The 24,294-nt window shown below is 55.1% G+C and carries 25 protein-coding genes; 13 read left to right on the plus strand and 12 right to left on the minus strand.

Annotation, left to right across the window (positions count from 1 at the left end):
• Positions 1 to 46: 46 nt before the first annotated feature.
• Positions 47 to 349, minus strand: a complete 303-nt coding sequence (gene cspD / locus GRX64_RS19705) for a cold shock domain-containing protein CspD (protein ID WP_166265854.1) — start codon at positions 347 to 349, stop codon at positions 47 to 49.
• A 326-nt stretch (positions 350 to 675) separates the two neighbouring features.
• Here cspD and clpS point away from each other — a divergent pair, with 326 nt between their 5' ends.
• Both clpS and clpA read left to right on the plus strand, forming a co-directional pair.
• The gene (gene clpS, locus GRX64_RS08290) at positions 676 to 1,035 is read left to right on the plus strand and encodes an ATP-dependent Clp protease adapter ClpS (RefSeq protein WP_166265857.1); all 360 of its coding nucleotides are present in this window, start codon (positions 676 to 678) and stop codon (positions 1,033 to 1,035) included.
• A gap of 18 nt (positions 1,036 to 1,053) precedes the next feature.
• Entirely contained in the window at positions 1,054 to 3,327 is a 2,274-nt protein-coding gene (gene clpA / locus GRX64_RS08295) for an ATP-dependent Clp protease ATP-binding subunit ClpA (protein WP_166265859.1), read from the plus strand.
• Between the two features lie 158 nt (positions 3,328 to 3,485).
• Here the strand turns inward: clpA and infA are convergent, their stop codons facing one another.
• From infA to GRX64_RS08340, 9 genes are all read right to left on the minus strand, one after another.
• On the minus strand, positions 3,486 to 3,704 hold the full coding sequence (gene infA, locus GRX64_RS08300) for a translation initiation factor IF-1 (RefSeq protein ID WP_014421226.1): 219 nt from the start codon (positions 3,702 to 3,704) through the stop codon (positions 3,486 to 3,488).
• Between the two features lie 254 nt (positions 3,705 to 3,958).
• A complete protein-coding gene (locus GRX64_RS08305; protein ID WP_166265861.1) occupies positions 3,959 to 4,675 on the minus strand; it encodes an arginyltransferase in 717 nt (238 codons plus the stop codon).
• A 21-nt stretch (positions 4,676 to 4,696) separates the two neighbouring features.
• Complete coding sequence (aat, locus tag GRX64_RS08310; protein WP_166265864.1) at positions 4,697 to 5,419, minus strand: leucyl/phenylalanyl-tRNA--protein transferase; 723 nt, start codon at positions 5,417 to 5,419, stop codon at positions 4,697 to 4,699.
• A gap of 78 nt (positions 5,420 to 5,497) precedes the next feature.
• Positions 5,498 to 6,451, minus strand: coding sequence for a thioredoxin-disulfide reductase (gene trxB, locus GRX64_RS08315; RefSeq protein ID WP_166265867.1), 954 nt, complete (start codon positions 6,449 to 6,451; stop codon positions 5,498 to 5,500).
• A 161-nt stretch (positions 6,452 to 6,612) separates the two neighbouring features.
• Positions 6,613 to 7,524, minus strand: a complete 912-nt coding sequence (locus GRX64_RS08320) for an AAA family ATPase (RefSeq protein WP_166265870.1) — start codon at positions 7,522 to 7,524, stop codon at positions 6,613 to 6,615.
• A gap of 7 nt (positions 7,525 to 7,531) precedes the next feature.
• Positions 7,532 to 8,446: a carbon-nitrogen hydrolase gene (locus GRX64_RS08325; protein WP_166265873.1), complete on the minus strand. Its 915-nt coding sequence runs from the start codon at positions 8,444 to 8,446 to the stop codon at positions 7,532 to 7,534.
• Positions 8,443 to 9,480 carry an agmatine deiminase family protein gene (locus tag GRX64_RS08330; RefSeq protein WP_166266084.1) on the minus strand — a complete coding sequence of 346 codons (1,038 nt, stop codon included), beginning with the start codon at positions 9,478 to 9,480 and terminating at the stop codon, positions 8,443 to 8,445. The genes GRX64_RS08325 and GRX64_RS08330 overlap by 4 nt, the downstream gene beginning before the upstream one ends.
• Before the next feature lie 206 nt (positions 9,481 to 9,686).
• A complete protein-coding gene (locus GRX64_RS08335; RefSeq protein ID WP_166265876.1) occupies positions 9,687 to 9,995 on the minus strand; it encodes a hypothetical protein in 309 nt (102 codons plus the stop codon).
• A 141-nt stretch (positions 9,996 to 10,136) separates the two neighbouring features.
• Entirely contained in the window at positions 10,137 to 10,712 is a 576-nt protein-coding gene (locus tag GRX64_RS08340; RefSeq protein ID WP_166265879.1) for a PilZ domain-containing protein, read from the minus strand.
• A gap of 118 nt (positions 10,713 to 10,830) precedes the next feature.
• Here GRX64_RS08340 and GRX64_RS08345 point away from each other — a divergent pair, with 118 nt between their 5' ends.
• Positions 10,831 to 12,072, plus strand: coding sequence for a lipoprotein-releasing ABC transporter permease subunit (locus GRX64_RS08345; RefSeq protein ID WP_166265882.1), 1,242 nt, complete (start codon positions 10,831 to 10,833; stop codon positions 12,070 to 12,072).
• Positions 12,065 to 12,778 carry a lipoprotein-releasing ABC transporter ATP-binding protein LolD gene (gene lolD / locus GRX64_RS08350; RefSeq protein ID WP_166265885.1) on the plus strand — a complete coding sequence of 238 codons (714 nt, stop codon included), beginning with the start codon at positions 12,065 to 12,067 and terminating at the stop codon, positions 12,776 to 12,778. The genes GRX64_RS08345 and lolD overlap by 8 nt, the downstream gene beginning before the upstream one ends.
• An 8-nt stretch (positions 12,779 to 12,786) precedes the next feature.
• Here the strand turns inward: lolD and GRX64_RS08355 are convergent, their stop codons facing one another.
• Positions 12,787 to 13,308, minus strand: coding sequence for a DUF2062 domain-containing protein (locus tag GRX64_RS08355; protein WP_166265888.1), 522 nt, complete (start codon positions 13,306 to 13,308; stop codon positions 12,787 to 12,789).
• Between the two features lie 96 nt (positions 13,309 to 13,404).
• On the opposite strand from GRX64_RS08355, the gene GRX64_RS08360 reads away from it, so the two are divergent.
• The 9 genes from GRX64_RS08360 (at position 13,405) to murB (ending at position 22,323) form a co-directional block, all read left to right on the plus strand.
• Positions 13,405 to 15,786 carry a DNA internalization-related competence protein ComEC/Rec2 gene (locus GRX64_RS08360; protein ID WP_282433943.1) on the plus strand — a complete coding sequence of 794 codons (2,382 nt, stop codon included), beginning with the start codon at positions 13,405 to 13,407 and terminating at the stop codon, positions 15,784 to 15,786.
• A 66-nt stretch (positions 15,787 to 15,852) separates the two neighbouring features.
• Complete coding sequence (locus GRX64_RS08365) at positions 15,853 to 16,479, plus strand: MotA/TolQ/ExbB proton channel family protein (protein WP_166265894.1); 627 nt, start codon at positions 15,853 to 15,855, stop codon at positions 16,477 to 16,479.
• A gap of 5 nt (positions 16,480 to 16,484) precedes the next feature.
• Positions 16,485 to 16,907, plus strand: coding sequence for an ExbD/TolR family protein (locus GRX64_RS08370; protein ID WP_166265896.1), 423 nt, complete (start codon positions 16,485 to 16,487; stop codon positions 16,905 to 16,907).
• Entirely contained in the window at positions 16,897 to 18,672 is a 1,776-nt protein-coding gene (gene msbA, locus GRX64_RS08375) for a lipid A export permease/ATP-binding protein MsbA (protein WP_166265899.1), read from the plus strand. The genes GRX64_RS08370 and msbA overlap by 11 nt, the downstream gene beginning before the upstream one ends.
• Positions 18,669 to 19,679 carry a tetraacyldisaccharide 4'-kinase gene (gene lpxK / locus GRX64_RS08380; protein WP_166265902.1) on the plus strand — a complete coding sequence of 337 codons (1,011 nt, stop codon included), beginning with the start codon at positions 18,669 to 18,671 and terminating at the stop codon, positions 19,677 to 19,679. The genes msbA and lpxK overlap by 4 nt, the downstream gene beginning before the upstream one ends.
• 52 nt (positions 19,680 to 19,731) lie before the next feature.
• Positions 19,732 to 19,920 (plus strand): Trm112 family protein, encoded by a 189-nt coding sequence (locus GRX64_RS08385; RefSeq protein ID WP_166265905.1) that lies wholly within the window; start codon positions 19,732 to 19,734, stop codon positions 19,918 to 19,920.
• A 37-nt stretch (positions 19,921 to 19,957) separates the two neighbouring features.
• Positions 19,958 to 20,722, plus strand: coding sequence for a 3-deoxy-manno-octulosonate cytidylyltransferase (gene kdsB / locus GRX64_RS08390; protein ID WP_166265909.1), 765 nt, complete (start codon positions 19,958 to 19,960; stop codon positions 20,720 to 20,722).
• A 76-nt stretch (positions 20,723 to 20,798) separates the two neighbouring features.
• Positions 20,799 to 21,290: a low molecular weight protein-tyrosine-phosphatase gene (locus GRX64_RS08395; protein WP_166265912.1), complete on the plus strand. Its 492-nt coding sequence runs from the start codon at positions 20,799 to 20,801 to the stop codon at positions 21,288 to 21,290.
• Complete coding sequence (murB, locus tag GRX64_RS08400; protein ID WP_166265915.1) at positions 21,277 to 22,323, plus strand: UDP-N-acetylmuramate dehydrogenase; 1,047 nt, start codon at positions 21,277 to 21,279, stop codon at positions 22,321 to 22,323. Before GRX64_RS08395 ends, murB begins: the two co-directional genes overlap by 14 nt.
• 46 nt (positions 22,324 to 22,369) lie before the next feature.
• Here murB and GRX64_RS08405 read toward each other — a convergent pair whose 3' ends face one another.
• Entirely contained in the window at positions 22,370 to 24,103 is a 1,734-nt protein-coding gene (locus GRX64_RS08405; RefSeq protein WP_166265918.1) for a proline--tRNA ligase, read from the minus strand.
• Between the last annotated feature and the right edge of the window lie 191 nt (positions 24,104 to 24,294).

A 24,294-nucleotide genomic window follows, 5' to 3' on the forward strand; every position in this document is an offset into this window, starting at 1 on the left:
CGTTCACATCGCTGCGCTGTAATGCCTGGCACCAAGATCAATCAACTTAAGCGTTTACGGCACGCGGATGATCCGGAAGTGCAGAGTCCTCTTCCTCTGGTGCATCGGATTGCTCACCCGCACTGGAGGATTGTTTTTGAGGCTGTTCTACCGGAACAATATTGACTGCGTGGACGCCCTTGTCACTTGGCTTCTTGTCAAACGTGACCGCTTGGCCGGCTTTAAGGGTTTTATAGCCCTCCATTTGCACGGATGAAAAATGTGCAAACAAATCGTCGCTACATCCTTCTTCGATAATGAAGCCATAACCCTTGGCGTTGTTGAACCATTTTACTTTGCCTGTAGGCATGTTGAACTCCCTTGTTCTGTCATTACCCATCATTATTATTCGAGTCGGTAAGCCGTTTTTCTGAGAGACTGAGTGACCGAGAGCTTTGTCCAGGAGCGCCTATACCCGGAAACCCAGTCGGCTTGACTACATAAACCCTGTACGACTTAACACAAATTTACATTTCCAGGGTAACTGTTGACCAATAATCGCCCAGAGTCAATACCCAAATCTCTGGTTGCGACAGGGGCTGAGGCGTTATCATAGGATAAGCTTACGGGGGGTCCTTGAAATCAGTCACCCTTACAACCATCTTATGCAAAGGCACCGACATTCGGTAAAGAATCATGCGGACTATCGAGAATTCTCTACTAGTATTAAATCAGGAGGGCAATGATGAACCAGGGCGTCAGGATGACCTCAGCGTTGCTCCGGCCAAGCCTGCTTTAAAGCGGCCCGCCCGCTTCAGGGTCTTGCTACTGAACGACGACTATACGCCCATGGATTTTGTCGTTGACGTACTGATGACGTTCTTTGGTATGAACGAAGAGAAGGCGACGCAGGTAATGCTGCTCGTCCATACGCAGGGAAAAGCCGTCTGTGGGGTATTTACCCGCGACATCGCGGAAACGAAAGCGGCACAGGTGAATCAGTATTCCTCGGAGTGCGAGCACCCTCTGCTTTGCGAGATTGAACGTGCGGACTGACAAACCTTGGGGTGGCATATGCTTAGCAAAGATCTTGAAATTACGCTGAATACCGCCTTTAAAAGTGCGCGCGACAAACGTCATGAATTCATGACCGTCGAGCACCTTTTGCTGGCATTACTGGACAACGACTCCGCTCTGGGCGTTCTCAAGGCCTGTGGCGCTGATTTGCAGCGGCTGCAGGAAGAGCTGGTGGAGTTCGTTGATTCCACAACCCCTTTGATTCCCAGCAGCGACAGCGAGCGAGAAACCCAGCCAACACTGGGCTTCCAGCGTGTCCTGCAGAGGGCTGTATTTCATGTGCAGTCCTCCGGTAAGAAAGAGGTTACCGGGGCGAATGTTCTTGTGGCAATTTTCAGTGAGCAGGAAAGCCAGGCGGTTTATGTTCTGAAAAAACAGAATATAGCCCGCATTGATGTGGTGAATTTTGTGTCTCATGGGATTTCACGGGTTCAGGGCGCGGAAGATCAGGAGGGAGCGGCCGATCAGGCGTCTCACGAAGAAGCTGGAGAAGAGGGTAGTTCGTCTAAGCCCTTGGAGAGCTACGCCACCAATTTGAACGAACAGGCGCGCCTGGGTCGGATTGACCCACTGATTGGGCGCGAACACGAGGTTGAGCGTGTCGTGCAGATACTGGTCCGTCGCCGTAAAAACAACCCACTGTTGGTGGGCGAGGCCGGTGTCGGTAAAACGGCCATTGCCGAAGGTTTGGCCCGCCGCATCGTGGACGGTCAAGTGCCAGAGATTATTTCCGATGCGATTGTTTACTCGCTGGATCTCGGGGCGCTGCTGGCCGGAACAAAATACCGCGGTGATTTTGAAAAACGACTGAAAGGGTTGTTGGCGGATCTTAAGAAAGAGAAGCATGCCATCCTGTTTATTGACGAAATTCATACCATCATCGGAGCGGGTTCAGCATCGGGTGGCGTCATGGATGCCTCAAACCTGCTCAAGCCAATGCTGGGCTCGGGCGAAATTCGGTGCATTGGCTCAACAACATTCTCTGAGTTCCGCGGAATTTTTGAGAAAGACAGTGCGCTTGCACGTCGCTTCCAGAAAATAGACGTGAACGAGCCGAGCGTCGAAGATACGTACCAGATTCTCAAGGGGTTGAAGCCTCACTTTGAAAAGCACCACGACCTGAAGTACACCGATAAGGCGCTGCGGGTTGCGGCCGAGCTGGCCGAGCGTTACATAACCGATCGGCATTTGCCCGACAAAGCGATTGATGTCATCGACGAAGCCGGGGCAAGGCAACGACTCATGCCAGCCGCCAAGCGCAAAAAAGTAATTGGTGTGTCGGCCATCGAAGACGTCGTTGCAACCATCGCGCGAATTCCGCCGAAGAACGTGTCGTCCAGTGATAAAGATCTGCTGCGCAACCTCGAGCGTGATCTCAAAATGGTGGTCTTCGGTCAAGATCGGGCAATTGAGTCTTTGTCTACCGCCATCAAGCTTGCTCGGGCCGGCTTGAAGGCCCCGGAGAAGCCTGAAGGTGCGTTCTTGTTCGCAGGTCCCACGGGCGTTGGTAAAACCGAAGTAACACGTCAGCTTGCGAAGGTGCTGGGGATTGAATTGGTTCGGTTTGACATGTCTGAGTACATGGAGCGTCACACCGTGTCGCGTTTGATCGGTGCGCCTCCGGGTTATGTCGGGTTTGATCAGGGCGGCTTGCTGACCGAGTCGGTGAGTAAACACCCTCACTGCGTGTTGTTGCTGGATGAGATTGAAAAGGCGCATCCAGAAGTGTTCAATCTGCTGCTGCAGGTAATGGATCATGGCACGCTGACCGACAACAATGGCCGCAAAGCGGACTTCCGTCATGTGATTCTTGTCATGACAACCAATGCCGGGGCTGAAAATATGGCTCGTCGCTCTATCGGGTTCAGTGAACAGGATCATAGTTCGGACGGTATGGAGGTCATCACCAAGACCTTCACCCCGGAATTCCGTAACCGCCTGGATGGCATAATCCAGTTTGCCGATCTGCAGAGAGAAACCATTACTCATGTTGTCGACAAATTCCTCACCGAACTGCAGGCGCAATTGGATGAGAAGCGCGTTGTCCTGCATGTTGATGAGCCCGCGAAACTCTGGCTTGCGGACAAGGGTTATGACGTTAAGATGGGTGCACGCCCAATGTCTCGCTTGATTCAGGATAAGATCAAACGACCACTGGCCGAGCAAATATTGTTCGGTAGCCTGTCAGAAAATGGGGGCGAGGTGCACGTACGGCTTGAAGGTGATGAGCTGGTATTTCAGTACGAGAACGAACCTGCGGAAGCCGTCTAGCTTAGAGAGTGTTCTGTGTCTCAGATAGAGACGGAGATGAATAGAAGTCTCAACCGATCAGGGTTGAGACTTTTTTTTTGGAGAAGTGTGGTGGTTGCAGGGAAGTCCGCCATAAAAAAAAGCCCCGAAAGAGGGGCTTCTTTGATGTCACATCGGCTTTAACGGGCGCGGTACACAATACGACCCTTCGAAAGGTCATAAGGGGTCAATTCAACTTTGACCTTATCACCGGTCAAAATCCGAATGTAGTTCTTGCGCATTTTGCCGGAAATATGAGCTGTCACCACATGGCCGTTGCTGAGCTCGACCCGGAACATGGTGTTGGGCAGGGTATCTATTATAACCCCTTCCATTTCAATGACATCTGATTTCGCCATTCAGTAAAAACCTCGCTTTTATAATCGCTTGTGATGTTCGTTAACTGCGAGTAGCCACGTGTTCTAACCGGGATACGACTAAAAACCAAATCGGAACCAGCCCAATGATATCGGTCGTCTAGGAGTTCGCGGCTACTTTTTCGCTTTTGTGTAATTTTAAATTGCGCAATTCTGCCTGAATTACCGGCGTTTGGCAAAAAAACGCCAACATTTTAATCAATTGTGGTGGTTCGCGGACACGCGGTCAGACCCATTCACCCATCGTTTGGAAGGGTTTGCCAATGTCCGTTAAGCAGCGCTTCTATAGGCCGAAAGCGAGTCTTGTAACTCATTTTGCGACACTCCCGAATCCAATAGCCCAGATAGAGGTAAGGCAGTTGGCAGCGCCTGGCTTCGTCAATTTGCCAAAGTACAGCCATGGTGCCCAAACTTCGGTGCTCCTCATCGGGGTCAAACACTGTGTAAATGGCGGAAAGGCCATCGTCGAGAGCGTCGATAACAGCCAAACCGATCAGGGTCTTATTTTTACGCATTTCCAGGAAATAACTTTCCGTGGCACCCTCCACGAGGAACGATGAAAACTGCTCCCGGGAGGGTGGGTACATATCACCATCATGGTGCCTCTGCTCAATATACCGTGCGTACAACTCATAATAGGCTTCGGTTAACTCAGCCCGCACCAGGTTAAAGGTTAGGTCTTCGTTCTGACGCACAACCCGACGCTGCCCGCGATCCGGACGAAAGTGGTTAACGTTCAACCTGACCGGAATGCACGCACTGCAGTGTTCACAATGGGGACGGTAATAGTGCGAGCCGCTGCGCCGAAACCCGAGCGCTGTCAGCTGTGAGTACAATTTTTTATCAACGGTGGCCCGCGGGTCAACAAACATAGTGGTCGCATCCCGATCATCGAGATAGCTGCAATCATGTGGTGGTGTTGCAAAAAATACGAGAGTTTTCAGGCTGCTCATGTGCCGAACCCCTGAGCCGATCTATTCACCATGTTTGACCATTGCTCCCGGCCACCGCCAACGGATGGACCATGAGTCCTGGTCAGGTTGTGAGTCCACGTTATTACTGAGTATAGATAAAAAGTCTGAGCGTGGAATGGTGCGGGCGCCCATTCGTAACAAATGGCCACTTTCGACCTGGCAGTCCATCATTTTATAGCCCCACAAACCTAGTTGGTGGGCAATGGTCACCAGCAGCACTTTTGAGGCATTGGGCTCCAGGGAAAACATGGATTCACCGAAGAAGCAGCGCCCCAGTGCAATACCATAAAGCCCGCCGACCAGCTTGCCGTCACTATTCCAGGCCTCAAACGAATGCGCTATTCCCTGGACATGAAGCTGCCGGTAAGCGGTCATCATTTCCGGGGTAATCCAGGTGCCTTCTCGACGAGCGGCACAATGCTGGATTACTTGGTTAAAGGCACGATCGGTCGTGACCCGGAATCGACCCTGGTTGAGGGTCCGTCGCAAACTACGAGAGATATGAACCTCGTCCGGAAACAGCACGCAGCGAGGGTCGGGAGACCACCACAGGATCGGTTGCTCGTCGCTGTACCAAGGGAAAATACCGCTGTGGTAGGCAAGTAGCAGCCGTTCCTGAGACAGGTCTCCGCCCAGTGCAAGCAAGCCATCGGGTTCATCGAGTGCTTGCTCGGCGGGTGGAAACCACAGGTCGTCGCTGTCTATCCATGGTAGAGAGGTCATGGTTTTGCGCCTAGTGTCCCGGCTCGGACGTCAAGGCAGAGGGTAACTTTGACGCCCGCGGTGTCCGCAATGACTCGCTCAGTCTTGCTGATCGAGAAACCGCTCGGCATCGAGTGCCGCCATGCAGCCAAAACCAGCAGAGGTGACCGCCTGGCGATAGACATGATCAGCCACATCGCCTGCCGCGAACACGCCTGGAACACTGGTTTGGGTTGCCATGCCTTCGAGACCGGACTGAATCGTCAGGTAGCCGTTTTCCATCGCTAACTGGCCTTGAAACAGGTCTGTATTGGGCTTGTGACCAATGGCTATGAAGACGCCCGCCAGGTCAATGTCCTGGGTAGTATCGCTATGGGTGCTCTTGATGCGCATACCGGTGACTCCGGTTTCATCGCCCAGCACTTCATCCAGTGTATGGTCCCAGATTAAACGGACGTTGCCGTTTTTCGCTTTTTCAAAGAGTTTATCCTGAAGAATTTTTTCCGCGCGCAAACTGTCGCGACGGTGGACCAGGGTCACTTCGTCGGCAATATTGGACAAGTACAGCGCTTCTTCTACCGCGGTGTTGCCGCCACCAATAACCGCAACTTTTTGTTTGCGATAGAAAAAGCCGTCACAGGTGGCGCACGCTGAGACACCTTTACCCTTGAAGGCTTCCTCGGAATCAAGACCGAGGTACATGGCGGTGGCGCCAGTCGCAATAATCAGTGAGTCACAGGTAAACTCGCCGCTGTCACCCTTGAGCTTGAACGGGCGCGACTGTACATCGACTTCATTGATCGTGTCGTAAATGACTTGGGTTTCAAACCGTTCCGCGTGCTTAAGCATACGCTGCATCAGTTCAGGGCCCTGCACACCATCATTGTCACCCGGCCAGTTATCGACGTCGGTTGTGGTGGTCAGCTGGCCGCCGACTTCAATGCCGGTGATCAGGGTTGGCTTCAGGTTGGCGCGGGCGGCGTAGACGGCGGCTGTATAGCCAGCCGGACCGGAGCCAAGGATGATCAGGCGGGAATGTTTGCTTGCTGTCATTGTCAGTCTCTCATTACTGGTTCCGCATACTGTGCTGTCAGTTGTCAGCATCAGGGCGGATGTGATCATGAATCGATTATAAGCGGCAGGGCGGTGAGCCTACCATGGCTTAGTGTTTGAGCTATTTGATTTGGCTAATCTGGTTGATAAATTGCTGCTATTTACGCAATGACGGGCACGGTATTGAGCAGTTCGCGGACTCGCTCCACGCTTTTGCCGGCTTCACCCTGTTCCAGGCGGTGTTCAGCGACCGAAGGGAATACCGCCTGAATATCATCGGGCAGAACATGGTGGCGGCCATCCATCAGGGCCCAGGCCCGGGCTGCCCTGACCAGCCCGAGGCCGGCTCTAGGTGACAGACCATAGACCACGCCGGGCATCCGGCGACTATGATCAAGCAGGCGTTGGACATAGTCCAGCAGCGCGGGGCTGGTGCTCACACGGCTCACCGCATCCTGCAGGGTCTTGAGGTCACTGTGGCTGAGTTGTGGCTGCATTTTGGCCGTCAACGTCCGGCGATCTTCGCCCTCAAGAAGTTCTCGCTCCGCCCTCGGATCAGGGTACCCCAATCTAAGGCGCATGAGAAAACGGTCAAGTTGGGATTCCGGTAACGGGTAGGTGCCGCCCTGCTCAAGAGGGTTTTGGGTGGCGATAACGAAAAAAGGCTTGGGCAAGGGGCGAGTTTCACCTTCGATAGACACCTGCTGCTCTTCCATGGCTTCCAATAATGCGCTTTGAGTTCGGGGAGAGGCCCGATTGATTTCGTCGGCCAACACCACCTGAGCGAAGATAGGACCCTTGTGGAAGACCAGTGCGCCGGCTTCCTTGTCGTACATGGAAAAACCAAGCACATCAGCGGGTAGCAGGTCACTGGTAAACTGGATGCGTTGATAACTCAGCCCGGTGACTCTTGCCAGTGCATGGGACAGGGTGGTTTTGCCCATTCCCGGGATGTCTTCAATGAGCAGGTGGCCGCGCGCAAGCAACCCACACAGCGACAGTCTCACCTGCTTGTCCTTGCCCAATAAAATGTTATTGAGTTGGGCGACCGTCGCGTCGGTCAGTTTTTTCATAGAGTGCTCAGTCCCTAACCCGTTTCAGAATATCGCCATAGGCGTCGATACGCCGATCACGGAAGTAAGGCCAGATCCGGCGAATCGATTCACTGCGGTTGCGGTCCAGAGTGGCCGTAAGCAAGGTTTCACTGTCTTTATCTGCGCGCGCAAGAAATTCGCCCTGGGGCCCGCAGATAAAACTATTGCCCCAGAACGTAATGCCTTCGCCCTGCTGTGAGGGGTCAGGTTCCGTGCCTATGCGGTTTGGCGCGATCACCGGCAGGTTGTTGGCGACGGCGTGGCCGCGCTGAACCGTTACCCAGGCGTCCAGTTGCCGCGCCTGTTCGGCGGTGTCGTCGGTCACGTCCCATCCGATAGCCGTCGGGTAGATCAGCACATCGGCGCCGGCCAGAGCCATCAGCCGGGCCGCTTCGGGATACCATTGGTCCCAGCACACCAGAACACCCAGCCGCCCAACGGATGTATCAATGGGGGTAAAGCCATTGTGTCCGGTGTTGGTTGTTGCATCCCCCGGAGTAAAATAGAATTTCTCGTAAAAGCCAGGGTCGTCCGGGATATGCATTTTCCGGTAGCTGCCGGCTATGGAGCCGTCCGATTCGAACACCACTGCCGTGTTGTGGTAAACACCATTCATTCGGCGCTCAAAGATCGATCCAACAATCACCACGCCAAGTTCGGCTGCCAGTGACGAAAGGCGTCGACTGGTAGGGCCAGGGATCGGCTCGGCCAGTTCAAAAACCGTTGTATCCTCGGTTTGGCAGAAATACAGTGTGGCATGAAGTTCCTGCAACACGATTAATTGAGCGCCGCCCTGTGACGCTTGCCGCACCAGCCGCTCGGTTGTTTCAAGGCTGATGTCTTTGTCTGCGTTACACGTTTGCTGAACGGCCGCCACATTGAGATCGGCTGGCAAACTCATAGCGACACGACTCCTGCGGGTAGCTGCATGGTGACACAATGCAGGCTGCCATGTTGAGCAATCAATGGGCGGCACGGGATAGGAATTATTTCCCTGTCGTTAAATGCCCCTGCCAGTATTTGCACCGCTTCGTCATCCTGGGGCACACCGTAGACAGGCACGAGAACGGCACCGTTGATAATCAGGAAGTTGGCGTAGGTGGCGGGTAGGCGCTCGCCATCAGCGTCAAACAGAGGGTCGGGCCAGGGCAGCGGGGTCAGGCGATAAGGGGTGACGTTGTCGGCGCGTCGAAATTGCTGAAGCTCTTCCTCCATTGCGGCGAGGGCGCCGTAGTGCTCGTCCTGTTCGTCATCACAACGAACGTAGCAAATGTGGTCAGGGGCGCAGAATCTGGCCAGTGTGTCTATGTGGCTATCGGTGTCGTCACCGGCCAAATAGCCATGGTTGAGCCACAACACACGCTCGCTGCCCAAGGTCTCCGCTAGCAGTTTTTCAATGCGGGTTCTATCGTGCGACGGGTTGCGGGACGGGGCCAACAGGCATTCACTGGTGGTGAGAAATGTGCCTTCGCCGTCTGATTCCAGCGACCCGCCCTCCAGCACGAAGTCGACTGACATCAGGGGCGTCCGACCAAACGCACCCTTACTGGCAAGTACCTGATTTAGGGCATTGTCTTTGGCATGAGGAAACTTGCCCCCCCAGGCATTGAACCGGAAATCGCACAACTGCAGACCGTCCTGGCTTTCAATGGCCAGTGGCCCGTGATCGCGCGCCCACGTGTCATCCGCCGGCGCCTGCCATGCACACACTCTACCGGGCAGTTGCTGGTCTGCAGCGTAGCGGTTCAATTCAAGGGCAAGTTCATTCGCACGATGGCCATCTTCGCAACTGATGAGCACATGCTGAAAACGCAGCGTGGCCCGGGCGATGTCGAAAAACACCGGCTCAACTTCAGAAAGAATCTCTCGCCAGTCCGTATCAGCGTGCGGCCAGGTCAGCATTATGGCGCTTTGCGGCGCCCATTCGGCTGGCATCAGACGTGTCGTGCTCAAATCTTAATCACCTTAGCTAAAAGCTTAATCGGGTGTCTGGTTCCTCCAGATCATGGGCATCCGGACACCGCAACATGTGGGGCGAAAATTCGGCGCTGCCGAGGCAGCGTAAACACGTCATTCTACTGATAGAACTTGCTCGCGTCAGGGCTGTGACTCAGTTTTTTCAGCCAACCCCCACTTTTTAATCAGCGTTTCGGTTTTAATACGGTATGGATCACTTTATCGCCTTCAAAATAGACGACAAAATCATCATAAAACCATTGTGTGATAGGTGGGGTGCCGACCGGACCCTTGATGTCTTTGGGAGCGCCAAACCGGGCTTCGACTGCCGAGTGGGCCTGACCGGTGCGGGGGACGTCAATATTACTGCGTTCTGATTGCGACATGATTGGCACAGCGACCTGTTCGGCACTGCTGGTCAACGCGAAAAACAGCAGGCCCAGTGTGAGGGAAGCCGTTACTGCCTTTCGAATCATGCTGGTGGTTTTTTTCATTATTGCCTGGCTCCAGATTATCGTCTGATGGACTCGGGTGACAAAATTGTATCCAAGACCGGTCCCAGTGTCGGTGTATTTGGTCGATGTGTACAAAGCGTAATCTTAATAAAACAAGCCACTTGCCGCCATCTTTTGATCTTACGAGGATTCTCCCTGCTGTTGTCTTTGACGGATTTGCCAGCGCATTACATGACGGGCGATGTGTTGTCGTGCGAGATCATGGATGTCAGTGAATTCAGCGTGAACCCTTGTGCCGCCAGAGCCGCAGGGCTGTGAGTCAATAACACGGGCCAGTGCCTGGGGGCGGTACAGTTCTGGTGGCAGTGTCATTCGAAGCGCAATTGCGTCACCCACCGTCAGCGCATTGTCGGGGGCAACGAATGCAATCCCGCCTTCGCTGAGGGTCACCTCTTGCCAGTCCTCCGGTTGCAACGGATTTTGCTCAAAGGCCATAATGCGCGCCAGCGTATCTACCTTACCATTGAGCGACTTGAGGAGTGTCGTCAGCAGACGGTCTTTTTCAGAAAGGCTGGCGAGATGATTGCGGACGTCCGTGTCAAGCTTGCGTAGTTCGGCTTTAAGCCCATCCAGGTGGCCGTCACCGAATGGGTCGGCAGGAACGTTTTGGCTCGGTTTGTAACGTCGGTACTCAAGTCCTATCAGGTCTTCGATACGAAAGTAATCGCGTCGTTCCGAGGGCGGTGTGGCAGGCATTGGCACTCCGTTAATGATGTGTTTTTTGTTTTGTAACACAAGTTTAGCAGCTTCCGACGGGCCTGTGCCCCGGTGGCGTTTTTCATGACTATAACCGGGCAGCGGTAGGCTCCTCCACATGTTCAAACCATTATCGTTGTACATCGGCTTGCGATACACCGCTGCCAAACGGCGAAATCACTTTATCTCCTTCATCTCGCTGACCTCCATGATTGGCCTGATGCTGGGCATCGCTGTGCTGATCATCGTGTTGTCTGTAATGAACGGCTTTGACCGGGAGCTTAAACAGCGAATCCTCGGCATGGTGCCGCACGCGGTAATTCAGGGCGACGATTTGCTGGACGACTGGCAGAGCGTTGATCTTAATGTCAGCAATCACCCATCCATCTTGGCGGCTGCCCCCTTCATTCAGGGGCAGGGTATGGTCACCGGTGGTGGCAATGTCCGGGGCGTTGCGCTGAATGGGATTCTGCCGGACGAAGAGCGCACCGTTTCCATTATTGAAGACCATATGGTCCAGGGGCGGCTTGACGATCTTAGGTCCGGTGAATTCGGTATCATTGTTGGCAAATTGCTGGCGGCCAATCTGCGGTTGCAGATCGGAGACCGGGTGACGGTGGTATTGCCGGAGGCATCCGTAACGCCTGCCGGTGTGTTGCCCAGGTTAAAGCGCTTTACCGTAAAGGGCATCTTCAGTGTTGGCGCTGAGCTGGATGGCAATTACACCCTGGTTCACATGGACGATGCGGCCAAGCTGATGCGCACGGGAGGCAAAGCCCAGGGCGTTCGTATCCTGGTGGATGATCTTTTCAAGGCACCAAAGGTGGCCGAGGAGGCAGCGCGAAGTCTGGGTGGTCGGTACTATGTGTCTGACTGGACACGAACCCATGGCAATTTGTTTCAGGCCATCCGAATGGAAAAAACCATGATCGGTCTGCTGTTGATGTTTATCGTGGCCGTGGCGGCGTTCAATATCGTGTCAACGCTGGTGATGGTGGTGACGGATAAAACCGCCGATATTGCGATACTGCGGACAATGGGTGCCACTCCTGGTCGTATCATGCGGATTTTCATTGTTCAGGGGGCGGTTATTGGTATTTTTGGCACCTTGGTGGGCACTACGCTGGGCGTGTTGGGGGCCAATAACATCAGTGCTTTCATCAGTTGGATTGAGAGTATCTGGGGGCAGCAATTTCTGAATGCAGATGTGTACTTCATCAGTTACTTACCTTCGCAACTTCAGTGGGCAGATGTATTGATTATCAGTGGCTCGGGCATGGCCATGAGCCTGCTTGCGACCATTTATCCGGCATGGCGTGCTTCGCGCATTGATCCGGTGGAGGCCCTCCGCTATGAGTAATTCCAATCCGTCGCCAGTTTCGGGCAAATGGGTGATCGAGTGTGAGAAAATCACCCGCACGTACAAAGAAGGTCCCGGAAAGCTAACGATTTTTTCTGATATTTCGCTGCAGGTGGGCGCGGGCGAAACCGTGGCCATTGTAGGCAGCAGTGGTGCCGGTAAGACGACATTGCTCAACCTGTTGGGCGGCCTGGATAAGCCGTCTACCGGGCACATCGAAATTTGCGGGCAGGAGATACACAAGTTGTCGGAGGCCGCGCGGGCGCGGTTCCGGAATCGATATCTGGGGTTCGTATACCAATTCCATCATTTGTTGCCCGAGTTCACGGCGTTGGAAAACGTCATGCTGCCATGCACTTTGGGGGGCATGTCGGTCCGGGAAGCAAAGAGTCGGGCCGCGCTGATGCTGGCACAGGTCGGGCTGGAAGCCAGAGTCGCGCACAAGCCAGGTGAGCTTTCCGGTGGCGAGCGCCAGCGGGTGGCGATTGCGAGGGCGTTGGTCAATGAACCCGAGTGCGTGCTCATGGACGAGCCTACTGGCAATCTGGATGAGCAGACCGGTGAGGGCGTACGGAGGTTAATAGAGTCGTTGCGTGATCGGCTGGGTATTGCCTTTGTGGTGGTAACCCACGATATGACCATGGCACAGAGCTTGGGGCGAGTATTGCGACTTGAACAGGGGCAGTTGGTAACGCTTGTCAATTAAAGGTTCGGTCAGGCAGTGGGCCGAACCTGCCGCCGTTTGCTCCAGTCTGAGCGAATCTTGCGACGCCATAAAAACTGGATAACCAGGTAGCTGACGCAAGCGCCGACGGTGGCGACGATGATTGAGCCGAAATACAGCGGTATCCCAATTTCGACAATCCGGTGACTGATCCACGACCAATTGAGCTGAAACTCAAATGTGATCACCGGCCTACCTAAAATCCAGGCGCCTATTTTGTAATTGAAATAAAAAATGGGCGGCATGGTGAGCGGATTACTGATCCAGACCAGTGCGACCGACAACGGCAAATTGGCGTTGAACCAAATGGCAAAGAAGGCCGCTGCCACCATCTGGAATGGCATCGGTACGAAACACCAGAAGATACCGATAAAAAAAGCGCGTGAGACGCCGTGCCGGTTGATGTGCCACAAATTGGGCTCATGCAGAATATCACCGAGAAAGTGCAGCGAACGGATCGACCGTACTTTTTCGGGTGTCGGCAAATAGCGCTTCATGAACTTCTTCGGCATGTCGACGGGCTGCCTGTTTAGTGTGGTTCAGCTGGATTATAGATGCCGAGCCGTGAGAATTCGTCGAAAGGACAAGGATCGTCCCAGGAGTAAATTGTGCGAGCAAGGATTGCTGCGTTTTCGTGCGGCGTCATCTTACTGTATTGCAGCGGGCCGCTGCCACCTTGGGCTGGCCTGATTTTGACTTTGATGGCTCTGTTGTTCCTGACGCTTACCCAAAAGAAGTCATCTATCTCGGTATCCTCTGGCGTTTTTGCCAGTCTGGTCTTTGGTGCCTTATGGGCGGGCTGGCACATAGCAGATCGCCAGAATATGTCGCTTCCCGCTGCGCTTGAAGGGCGTGAGCTATCGGTCGAGGGTTATTTGTGTGACATTCCCTCGCCCGGTGTCTATCGCAGTGTTCGGTTCACTTTTTGTGTGACTCAGTGGTTTTCACTGCCACAAGATACCGAGAATGAACTTCCTGATACCCTGAAATTAGCGTGGTATGGGGAAAACGCTACTCTCAAGTTACCACACCTGATGACACTTGCGGTGTCGCTCAAACAACCCCACGGTGCCGTCAATCCTGGCGGTTTTCGCTACGAAACGTGGTTGTTCCGCCATGGTTACCGGGCCACCGGCACGGTCAGGTCCATGCAACACGCTCCCTCGGTCAGTTGCAGCCTTGATTGCCGGTATCATCAGTGGCGAACTCTGCTGGCAGACCGGTTAGAGACGGCGCTGGGACAGACCGACCATTACCCTCTGGTGGAAGCCCTGTTGATTGGCCAGCGTGGACACATGACCCCTGATCACTGGCGAACGTTGCAGGCCACGGGCACCATTCATCTGGTGGCTATCTCAGGCTTACACATTGGTCTGGTGGCTCTTGGTGTGGGGATTGTTTTTCGATACGGGTTGGTGCGACTGCCGCAGCACTGGTTGTCCCCATCGACTCGGCGTGCGGTCTGCTACATCGCTGTGGTGGGGGGAAGTTTGCTCTATGCGCTAGCTGCCGGATTCACGGTGCCAACCCAGCGCGCCCTGATTATGGTGGTCGTGGCAGGCTGGATGTTGTTCAGGGCGCGGCAGGTCGGCATTTGGAGTGGTTGGCTCATGGCATTGGGCCTGGTGTTGCTGACGGATCCGTTTGCTCCTTTGGATCGGGGTTTCTGGCTCTCCTTTACCGCTGTCGCTGTCCTGATGATCACTTTTTCAGCTCGTCTGGCAGCACTGCACGCTCTGGCAGGGCTGGTGGTTGCCCAATGCGCGGTATTCGCCGCACTCTGGCCGGTTCTCGGCGCCATGGAGCAGGCGCCGGTGGCGGCAGGTTGGTTGGCAAACCTGGTGGCGATTCCCTGGGTGTCGTTGGTGGTGATGCCCGTGCTGATGATCGGCGTCTGTGTGCTGGTGTTCATGCCCGGTCTATCCGGCCTGGTGGGCGAGGTCTTTGATGGCGTAGTGGGCGCACTGTGGTGGGTGCTGTCGTGGCTCGCGGAGGCCCCGGTGCCAGCATTGACTGGCTCCGTAACCGTTGCAGTCGCCTTTGCCGCGCTGACTCTGGTGGGACTGGTGTTTCCCGTCGCAGGTGCCAGGTGGGGTGCTATTGGATTATTCCTCGGATGGTTGGGGCTCTCCACCCTCGCAGGCGAGGCCGCCAACAATCGCTTGGTCAGCGAACCTGAACTGTGGGTTTGGGATGTGGGGCAGGGCTTGTCGGTGATGTTTCGTCACAGGGACCAAGTATTGCTCTACGATTCTGGCCCGGCAACGCCGTCAGGCTATTCTGCGGTGGACACTGTCCTCAAACCCAATCTGGGTCTGTTGGGAGTCAGGCGAATCAATACGTTGATTCTCAGTCATGGCGACTCCGACCATTCCGGCGGTCTTGCGTCACTCTATAAAAATTTTCCGGTGGAAAAAACAATCTCCGGAGAACCCCGGCGCATAGCCGCCAGCCTGCCGGAGCGTGATTCTTCAATAACCGTGCAGCCCTGTCGGCCAGGGCATAAGCTTCATGTCGGAGATGCGAAAGTTGAACTCTGGCAAGCCCCACGCGAACCCGGCAAGGCGGGTAATAGCAACGATGCCTCTTGTGTTGCTGTCGTTCGTTTTCGGGACGTGATGATCGTGTTGCCCGGCGACAGTTCCAGGGACATTGAACGCCAGATTCCGGCTTCATTGACGTCACATGCCAGCAAGCACCGAATTCTGATCGCCGCACATCATGGCAGCGACACCTCATCCGACCCACTGTGGCTGGATATCTTGCGGCCGGATACGGTGATCTACAGTGCCGGATACCGGCATAGATACGGTCATCCGCACCCAAATGTCGTAGCGCGCTTCGCGGCTGTTGGTGCCAGGCAGCTCAACACCGCCTTTTCCGGAGCGCTCAGGCTGGGTCTGTCCGACACCGGAGTATCCATCACGGAATGGCGGACGCAGGCGCCGTTCTGGATCGCGCCGGTTGCGGAACATTGGAAAGCCCGGTGAGGGTGTGGCCTAACGCCATGGCTATGCTAAAGTAGCGCGGCTTGTTACTAATCAGGGAGACCAAGCGTGTTCGAGCTCTTGAAAGCGGGTGGCATCATCATGGTGCCGATTGTTGCCTGTTCCATACTTGCCCTTGCCATTATTCTGGAACGATTCTGGACTCTGCGTGCAACCAGAATTGCGCCTCAGTCTACCATCAACGAATTGTGGCGCTGGATAAAGAAGAAAGAACTGAATGGGCGGAAACTGAAGGCATTGCAGGGATCTTCGCCGCTCGGACGAGTATTGGCCAGCGGGCTGATGAACGCCAAGCATGGCCGCGAAATCATGAAAGAAAGCATTGAGCATGAAGCCAGCCAGGTCATTCATGAACTGGAACGTTTCCTTAACCCGCTGGGCACCGTGGCGACCATTACACCCTTGTTGGGCTTGCTTGGAACGGTCATCGGCATGATCAAAGTATTTGCGGAAATTCAGCTTGCCGGAGTCGGCGATGCCGGTAACCTGGCGGGCGGTATCTCCGAGGCGTTGATGACAACGGCCGCGGGTTTGAGCGTCGCTATTCCTGCCCTGATTTGCCACCGTTATTTTATCCGCCGTGTGGATGAGCTGGTAGTCAGTATGGAACAAGAGGCTATCAAGCTGGTTGAAGTGGTCCACGGAGACCGCGAAATTGACGTTGAAGGAGCCTGAGCGCCGTGAAGTTTAAGCGCCAGAGAAGTCAGGAAGTCGGGGTTGATCTTACACCGCTGATCGACGTTGTTTTCCTGCTGCTGATATTTTTCATGGTGTCGACAACGTTCACCCGTGAAAGCCATCTCCAGGTTGATCTGCCCGAAGCCAATGGCGAACCAGCCACCTCTGAGGTCAAGCAGGTTGATGTGGTGATCAACGCCGAAGGGCAGTACGTGGTAAACGATCGTACGCTGGTTAATAATCAGCGTGAGACCTTGCAGCGCGCCGTGAAAGAGCTGGCCGCAGGCGACACCAGCATGCCCTTTATTATCACCGCGGATGCGCGAACACCGCATGAGTTTGTGGTTCGGGCCATGGACATCGCGGGCAAGCTTGGCTTCGCGAAACTCAGTATTACCACAGAACGGGCCGGTGATGAGCGTTGACTCTCCTGAAACCTCACCGGTAGGTCACGAACGCTCCAATTGGGAGACTTACAAGCGACTACTGGCGTATGTTAAGCCGTTCTGGCTGGCGTTCACGCTGGCTGTGATTGGCAATGTCATTTACGCCGCCGCCTCCACCGGTATGGCGGCGGCAATGGAATACGTCATTACCGCGATTGAGAATCCCACCGAGCAAAATCGGATTCTGCTGACTGGCTTAATCGTCGGGGTATTTGCTTTTCGTGGTCTCGGAACCTTCATGAGTCAATACTTCATCAGCTATGTCGGGCGTCAGGTGATCAATGCGCTCCGTACGGAAGTGTTCGACAGGCTCCTGACCTTGCCGTCCCGCTATTTCGATGACAACGCGGCGGGCCGCCTGGTATCCAAGTTGACCTTCAATGTTGAGCAAGTGGCGGAAGCCACCACCAATGCCATCACGATCTCGCTGCGGGAAGGCCTGACGATTGTCGGTTTGTTGGGCTTTATGCTGTACACCAACTGGAAATTGACTTTGGTGTTCATTGCAGTCGGGCCCATTATCGGGTTTGTCGTGAGTTACGCCAGCAAGCGCTTCCGTAAGCTGAGTCAGCGAATTCAGGGGTCGATGGGGGACATAACCCATGTGGCATCGGAATCCATCAGTGGTTATCGCGTGGTGCGCACCTTTGGTGGCGAAGACTATGAGCGCCAGCGGTTCGGGGACGTTTCCCAGCGCAACCTCACCCAGAGCCTGAAACTGGCGTCCGCCCAAGCCATCAGTGTGCCGGTCATTCAGGTATTGGTTGCGTTCGCGATTGCGGCTTTGGTTTGGACAATGTTGGCGCCGGGAATTCGGGGTGAGATGTCGACCGGCGAACTGGTCGCCTTTATTACTGCAGCGACCACAATGGCCAAGCCGATCCGGCAGGTTACCTCCGTTCATGCCAAGATTCAGAAAGGGGTGGCGGCGGCCGACGATGTTTTCAGTACGATGGATGAAAAACCGGAGGAGGATAAGGGCACTTACGCGCCCGCTCGGGTGAAGGGTGACATCGAGTTCGCCAATGTCGCGTTTCGGTATCGGGATCAGCTCGATAACGTTTTGGAAGATATTAATATCAGCATTCCCGCCGGCCAAAGCGTGGCCCTGGTTGGTCGTTCGGGCAGCGGCAAATCGACATTGGTCAGTCTGCTCCCTCGATTCTACGAATACTCCGATGGTGATGTTCAAATTGATGGTCATTCTCTGAAGGAGTACCGATTGGACGCCCTGCGGGCTCAGATTGCACTGGTGACCCAAAGCGTGGTGCTGTTCAACGACACCATCGCCGCCAATATTGCCTACGGAGCACTCAGGGATTGCAGCCGGGAAGCGATTCGAGATGCCGCAGCCAAAGCCCACGCGCTGGAGTTTATTGATCGCATGCCGGAAGGGCTGGACACCATGATCGGTGACAACGGTGTCATGCTGTCCGGTGGTCAGCGTCAGCGTTTGGCGATTGCCCGGGCGCTGCTGAAAGACGCGCCGATCCTGATTCTGGATGAGGCCACGTCTGCTCTGGATACAGAATCGGAGCGCCATATACAGGCCGCGCTGGACACTGTCATGGAAGGGCGTACGACTTTGGTCATTGCACACCGCCTGTCGACGATTGAAAACGCTGATCGAATTCTGGTGATGGACGCCGGGCGCATCATTGAATCCGGTCGCCATGATGAATTACTGGCCTCCGGTGGGGCATACGCCCAATTGCATCAAATGCAGTTCAGCGAGCCGGCATGATGGGGCAGGTTGACCGCCTGTGGTATGGCACCGGGCGACCGCTCTGGATGTTGTGGCCACTGGCCTGGCTCTACCAGGCCATTGCCGGGCGTCGCAGAAAGCGGGCGCTCAAAGCCAATGAATCCGAACCCCCATTGCCCGCACCGGTGATCGTGGTTGGCAATATTACCGCCGGCGGGACAGGGAAATCGCCATTGACCGCCTGGCTGGCAGCCTTGTTAAAGGACGAGGGCTGGCACCCGGTGATTTTAACTCGCGGCTATGGCGCGCGTGCCACCCAATACCCTCTGCTCGCAGGCCCGGATACGCCAGCAAGCCAAGCGGGTGATGAGCCGGTGATGCTGGCTGCCATCACGGGATGCCCGGTTGTTGTCGACCCAAAGCGGGTAAGAGCGGCCCGCTGGGCCGTAAGCCAGCATTTGGGTAACATCTTTATTTGTGATGATGGTCTGCAACACTACGCCTTACCGCGAGACATTGAAGTGGTGGTGTTTGATGGCGAGCGGGGGTTTGGCAATGGGGCTCCCATCCCTGTCGGCCCACTCCGGGAACCCAGAAGTCGTCTCGCAACGGTCGATTTCGTGGTTTGCAATGGCTCGGCCGTTGAGGGTATCGAACACCCCAGCCAATACGTCATGACTCTCAACCCGACGCTGCTCCGACACCTCCAAACCGGAAAAACCCGTCCTGTAGACTGGCTTGCCGGGCAGCGGGTCAAAGCCGTGGCGGGTATTGGCAACCCAGGCCGGTTTTTCTCCACACTGACGGCCCTGGGTGCGCGAGTGAATGGCCAGGCATTTCCCGACCATCACCGTTTCGCCCCGGAAGACTTGAACGTCGCGCCGGGTGAAGTGCTGGTGATGACGGCGAAAGACGCCGTAAAATGTAAGGCATTCGCGCAGGATGATTGTTGGGTGCTGGAGGTATCCGCCAGTTTTCCTGATCATTTCAAAAAGTCGGTGATGTCCGCTGTTGCCGGGATTCGGGTAAGTAGCCCGAGTGAATAATGGTGGTGCGGGCGTTACAAGATATCTCATAGAGTCAGCAAGGAATTAATCGATGGACAAGAAATTACTAGCAATGTTGGCATGCCCGGTCTGTAAAGGTGAGTTAAAGCTGGATAGAGAGCGCCAGGAACTGATTTGCCATGGTGATGGGATGGCTTTCCCGATCCGTGAAGGTATTCCGGTCATGCTGGCGGTTGAAGCACGCACGCTCTCAACGGACGAACGTCTCGGGGCGCGTTAGTTCACAACACCATTCACCGAATAATCAGGAAGTCAGCATGTCTTTTACGGTGGTGATTCCAGCTCGATACGCCTCGACACGTTTGCCAGGTAAACCTCTGGCGGATATTGGCGGTAAGCCAATGGTTCAGCACGTATGTGAGCGTGCCGCGATGAGTCAGGCTTCAAGGGTGGTTGTGGCGACCGATGACGATCGAATTCGTCAGGTTTGTGAAGGCTTTGGTGCCGAGGTGGTCATGACATCTGCCAACCACGTCAGCGGCACTGACCGGTTGGAAGAGGTTGTCCGCAAGCTGGGCTTTGACGCCGACGCCCGAATTGTCAATGTGCAGGGTGATGAGCCGCTAATCCCGCCCTCGCTGATCGATCAGGTGGCTGCCAATCTGCAGGCGCATCCGGATGCAGCCATTGCGACACTGTGTGAATCAATTACCGATGCGGACACTCTGTTTAATCCCAATGTGGTAAAGGTGGTGTTTGGCTTCCAGGGCATGGCGCATTATTTCAGCCGGGCGCCGATTCCCTGGGCCCGGAATGAATGGGCTAGTATTGATCGTCAATACTCTATGCCTGAAGGGGTGAGCTACTATCGCCACATTGGCATCTACGGGTATCGGGTTGGGCTGTTAAAAGATTTTGTCACTTGGCAGCCAGCACCGGCGGAACTGGCGGAGTCGCTCGAGCAACTCCGGGCGCTGCATAATGGCGCCCGTATTCATGTCGATATTGCCTGTGAAAAACCACCGGCCGGCGTCGATACGGAAGCGGACCTGCACCGTTTACGGGCGCAAATACCCGGCTAATAGGAATCGGCCAAAAGGTTACTTGATTCACGGACGTTTTTTTTAACTCATGTTTGATTTGAAGGGAGCGTGAAGCGTGACCGAGTCTACCAGTGTTTTGTTCGTTTGCATGGGGAATATATGCCGATCACCCACGGCGGAGGGCGTGTTCCGACGCGCGGTGGAGCAGACTGGATTGATGGGGCGTATCCGTATTGAATCTTGTGGTACTGGGGGTTGGCATGTTGGTAAAGCACCTGACCGGCGCGCTGTGGCAGCCGCAAAAGCCCGAGGCATTGATATCGCGGGTTTGCGAGCCCAGCAGTTCGCCGATGAGGATTTGCAGCGGTTTGATTATGTGCTGGTAATGGACAGGGCGAATCTGGCTGATTTGGTGCGGGTTTGGCAGCGACGCGGTGGCACTCAACCGGAGTTGTTTCTTACTTATGGCTCAGCATTCGATGTGGAGGAGGTGCCCGACCCTTATTACGGCGGAGAGCAGGGCTTCGACTATGTGCTGGATCTGATTGAGGATGCAAGCAAGGGATTGCTAAACCATATTCGGAGTGTGCACTTTGAGCCAAGATGAACCGGAGATCACCCCGTCTGCTGACCTGAGCCATCTTAATACGCTCAATGTGGCAGCGACCGCCGAATATTTCATTGCGGCTCATACGGTTAGCGAACTTAGTTACGCACTTGGGTGGGCGAAAGAAAGAGCGATCGACTGTCTGGTTCTGGGTGGCGGCAGCAATCTGGTTTTTGCCGGCACTCACGTCCCAGGCCTGGTGATTCGAATGGCCATTGCCGGTCGCCAGTGGGAAAACGCCGGTGATGACGGTGCGACGCTGGTGTTAGGGGCCGGTGAAAACTGGCATGACGCCGTTCTGTATGCGGCTTCGTCCGGCTACCGTGGCATTGAGAATCTGGCGCTCATTCCCGGTACGTGCGGCGCAGCGCCGGTTCAGAACATCGGCGCCTACGGTGTGGAACTGCAGGATACGTTGTTCAGTGTTACCGCTTTGGACACTCAGACCGGGCAAGTGGTTACGCTCTCCAACAAGGAGTGTCAGTTTGCGTACCGTGACAGTCTGTTCAAACAAATACCGGGGCAGTACATCATTCTTCAGATCCGTTTGCGGTTGTCCAGGACCAAACCGTTGTCCCTCGGTTATGGCGACTTGGTGGAGTATTTTTCGGATCACTCGGCCCCCTCGTCGTTAACGGCGTTGGATATTGCCGAGGGGATAATGGCGGTGCGCCGCCGTAAATTGCCAGACCCGGAGCAGATGCCGAACGCGGGCAGTTTTTTCAAAAATCCGGTCGTACCGCTGGAGACGTGGGATCAGCTTAAAACAGCCTTTCCCAATATCGCGGCGTATCCAGGCGAGAGCAGTGTCAAATTGGCTGCGGCCTGGTTAATTGACCAATGCGGCTGGAAAGGGTATCGCAATGCCACGGTTGGGGTACACAGTCGTCAGGCGCTGGTACTGACCAACCACTCCCATGGCAGCGGTGAAGACATTCTCGCGTTGGCGGAACGTATTCAGAACGACGTGAAGGAACGGTTCGGGGTGGCTTTGGAGATTGAGCCGAGAATTGTGCCTGCCGCAGCACGTTAAAAAAGGTCCAGACAGGACATTGCTGCCCCGTCTGGTTGGTATCGGCTTACAGCCCGCGGCGTGGCGATGCTTTGATCAGGAAGGGTAAGACATCTTCCAACGGAAGGTCCTGCTTGTCCGCATCCTGACGGCCCTTGTATTCCAGAGTGCCGGCAGTCAGCCCGCGATCGGAAACGACAACTCGGTGGGGAATGCCAATCAACTCCATGTCGGCAAACTTAACGCCGGGTCGCTCATTCCGGTCATCCAGCAGCACATCAAAGCCCGCCTGCCGCAATTGCTCATAGAGTTTTTCTGCGGCCTCCATAACGACCGGCGATTTATGGGCGTTGAGGGTCACAATGACCACTTCGAACGGGGCAATGGCGTCGGGCCATAGAATGCCACGGTCATCGTAATTCTGTTCGATGGCGGACGCGACAATCCTAGATACGCCGACACCGTAACAACCCATCTCCAGAATCGCGTTCTTGCCATTCTCATCCAGAACGCTCGCGTTCATGGCTTTGCTGTATTTGTTGCCGAGCTTGAATATGTGACCGACTTCGATGCCGCGACGGATTTCAAGTGTGCCTTTACCGTCCGGGCTCGGGTCACCGCTTACCACGTTGCGGATGTCTTCCACTCGGGCCAGTTCCACATCCCGCTCCCAGTTGACGCCCGTCAGATGAATGCCTTCTTTATTAGCGCCACACACAAAATCCGCCAAATGGGCTGCGCTGCGGTCGACAATAACCGGTACCGACAGATTGACCGGGCCAATGGAGCCAGGTGCGCAACCAGTGGCGGCCTGAATTTCGTCGTCAGTGGCCATGGTCAGGGGCTCCGCCACGCCTGCAAGGTTTTCGGCCTTGATTTCATTCAGGGTATGGTCACCGCGCAGAATCAATGCCACCAAGCCTTGCGGGGCGTCTTCAACGGCGGCTGCGTGCACCAGCAGTGTTTTCACACAGTCCGATGGGGCCACGTTTAAAAACGTTGCCAGAGCGTCAATGGTTTTCTGCCCAGGGGTAACGACTTCCGTCATCGCTGCGGCAGGCGCGGGGCGTTCACCGGATGGCGCTAAGGCCTCCGCCTTTTCGATGTTGGCGGCGTAGTCACTGCTGGTGCTGAACACAATGGCGTCCTCGCCAGAGGAGGCGAGGACATGGAATTCATGGGAAGCGCTGCCGCCAATAGCGCCGGAATCCGCCTGCACCGGCCGATAATCAAGTCCCAGACGGTCAAAAATGGCGCAGTAGGTCGAATGCATCACACGATAGGTTTCATCCAGTGACTCGGCATTCAGGTGAAAGGAATAGGCATCTTTCATCAAAAACTCGCGGGCACGCATCACCCCGAACCTTGGTCGACGCTCATCCCGGAATTTGGTCTGAATCTGGTAAAAATTGGCGGGGAGTTCTTTGTAGCTTTTCAGCTCATTACGAATGAGGTCTGTAATGACTTCCTCATGGGTTGGCCCGAAACAAAAGTCGCGACCATGGCGATCATTCATGCGCAGCAGCTCGCCGCCGTATTGCTCCCATCGGCCGGACTCCTGCCATAACTCGGCAGGCTGTACGGCCGGCATCAGCAACTCTTGCGCACCACTCTTGTCCATTTCCTCGCGTACGATGCGCTCAACCTTGCGCAGCACCCGAAGCCCCAGTGGAAGCCAGGTGTACAGGCCTGCCGCCAGTTTTCGGATCATGCCGGCTCGGAGCATCAGTTGGTGACTGATGATTTCGGCATCGGCGGGGGTTTCTTTTTGGGTGGCAATCAGATAGCGGCTGGCTCTCATCGTATATCCCGTGGGAGGTTGTTCTGAATTTGTTTTGAAAATCTGTCCGTATTGTACGGAGCTCATCAGATAAGGTACAGATCGAAGGCTCTGACCGGACGCCTTTGTCGGCGCTGCGAGTCACAGGTTTTTGACGGGTGGCAACGATTCGCCAGTTGGATGGCCAGCAGGCCCGATCACGATGGAAAAAC

Source organism: Marinobacter caseinilyticus (assembly GCF_011074955.1).
In the GTDB taxonomy this organism is placed as follows: Bacteria; Pseudomonadota; Gammaproteobacteria; order Pseudomonadales; family Oleiphilaceae; genus Marinobacter; species Marinobacter caseinilyticus.

Bases quoted from the DNA above. Each gene is read 5' to 3' on its own strand.
- cspD (WP_166265854.1), bottom strand. From the start codon at position 349: ATGCCTACAGGCAAAGTAAAATGGTTCAACAACGCCAAGGGTTATGGC.
- clpS (WP_166265857.1), top strand. From the start codon at position 676: ATGCGGACTATCGAGAATTCTCTACTAGTATTAAATCAGGAGGGCAAT.
- clpA (WP_166265859.1), top strand. From the start codon at position 1,054: ATGCTTAGCAAAGATCTTGAAATTACGCTGAATACCGCCTTTAAAAGT.
- infA (WP_014421226.1), bottom strand. From the start codon at position 3,704: ATGGCGAAATCAGATGTCATTGAAATGGAAGGGGTTATAATAGATACC.
- GRX64_RS08305 (WP_166265861.1), bottom strand. From the start codon at position 4,675: ATGAGCAGCCTGAAAACTCTCGTATTTTTTGCAACACCACCACATGAT.
- aat (WP_166265864.1), bottom strand. From the start codon at position 5,419: ATGACCTCTCTACCATGGATAGACAGCGACGACCTGTGGTTTCCACCC.
- trxB (WP_166265867.1), bottom strand. From the start codon at position 6,451: ATGACAGCAAGCAAACATTCCCGCCTGATCATCCTTGGCTCCGGTCCG.
- GRX64_RS08320 (WP_166265870.1), bottom strand. From the start codon at position 7,524: ATGAAAAAACTGACCGACGCGACGGTCGCCCAACTCAATAACATTTTA.
- GRX64_RS08325 (WP_166265873.1), bottom strand. From the start codon at position 8,446: ATGAGTTTGCCAGCCGATCTCAATGTGGCGGCCGTTCAGCAAACGTGT.
- GRX64_RS08330 (WP_166266084.1), bottom strand. From the start codon at position 9,480: ATGCCAGCCGAATGGGCGCCGCAAAGCGCCATAATGCTGACCTGGCCG.
- GRX64_RS08335 (WP_166265876.1), bottom strand. From the start codon at position 9,995: ATGAAAAAAACCACCAGCATGATTCGAAAGGCAGTAACGGCTTCCCTC.
- GRX64_RS08340 (WP_166265879.1), bottom strand. From the start codon at position 10,712: ATGCCTGCCACACCGCCCTCGGAACGACGCGATTACTTTCGTATCGAA.
- GRX64_RS08345 (WP_166265882.1), top strand. From the start codon at position 10,831: ATGTTCAAACCATTATCGTTGTACATCGGCTTGCGATACACCGCTGCC.
- lolD (WP_166265885.1), top strand. From the start codon at position 12,065: ATGAGTAATTCCAATCCGTCGCCAGTTTCGGGCAAATGGGTGATCGAG.
- GRX64_RS08355 (WP_166265888.1), bottom strand. From the start codon at position 13,308: ATGCCGAAGAAGTTCATGAAGCGCTATTTGCCGACACCCGAAAAAGTA.
- msbA (WP_166265899.1), top strand. From the start codon at position 16,897: ATGAGCGTTGACTCTCCTGAAACCTCACCGGTAGGTCACGAACGCTCC.
- lpxK (WP_166265902.1), top strand. From the start codon at position 18,669: ATGATGGGGCAGGTTGACCGCCTGTGGTATGGCACCGGGCGACCGCTC.
- GRX64_RS08385 (WP_166265905.1), top strand. From the start codon at position 19,732: ATGGACAAGAAATTACTAGCAATGTTGGCATGCCCGGTCTGTAAAGGT.
- kdsB (WP_166265909.1), top strand. From the start codon at position 19,958: ATGTCTTTTACGGTGGTGATTCCAGCTCGATACGCCTCGACACGTTTG.
- GRX64_RS08405 (WP_166265918.1), bottom strand. From the start codon at position 24,103: ATGAGAGCCAGCCGCTATCTGATTGCCACCCAAAAAGAAACCCCCGCC.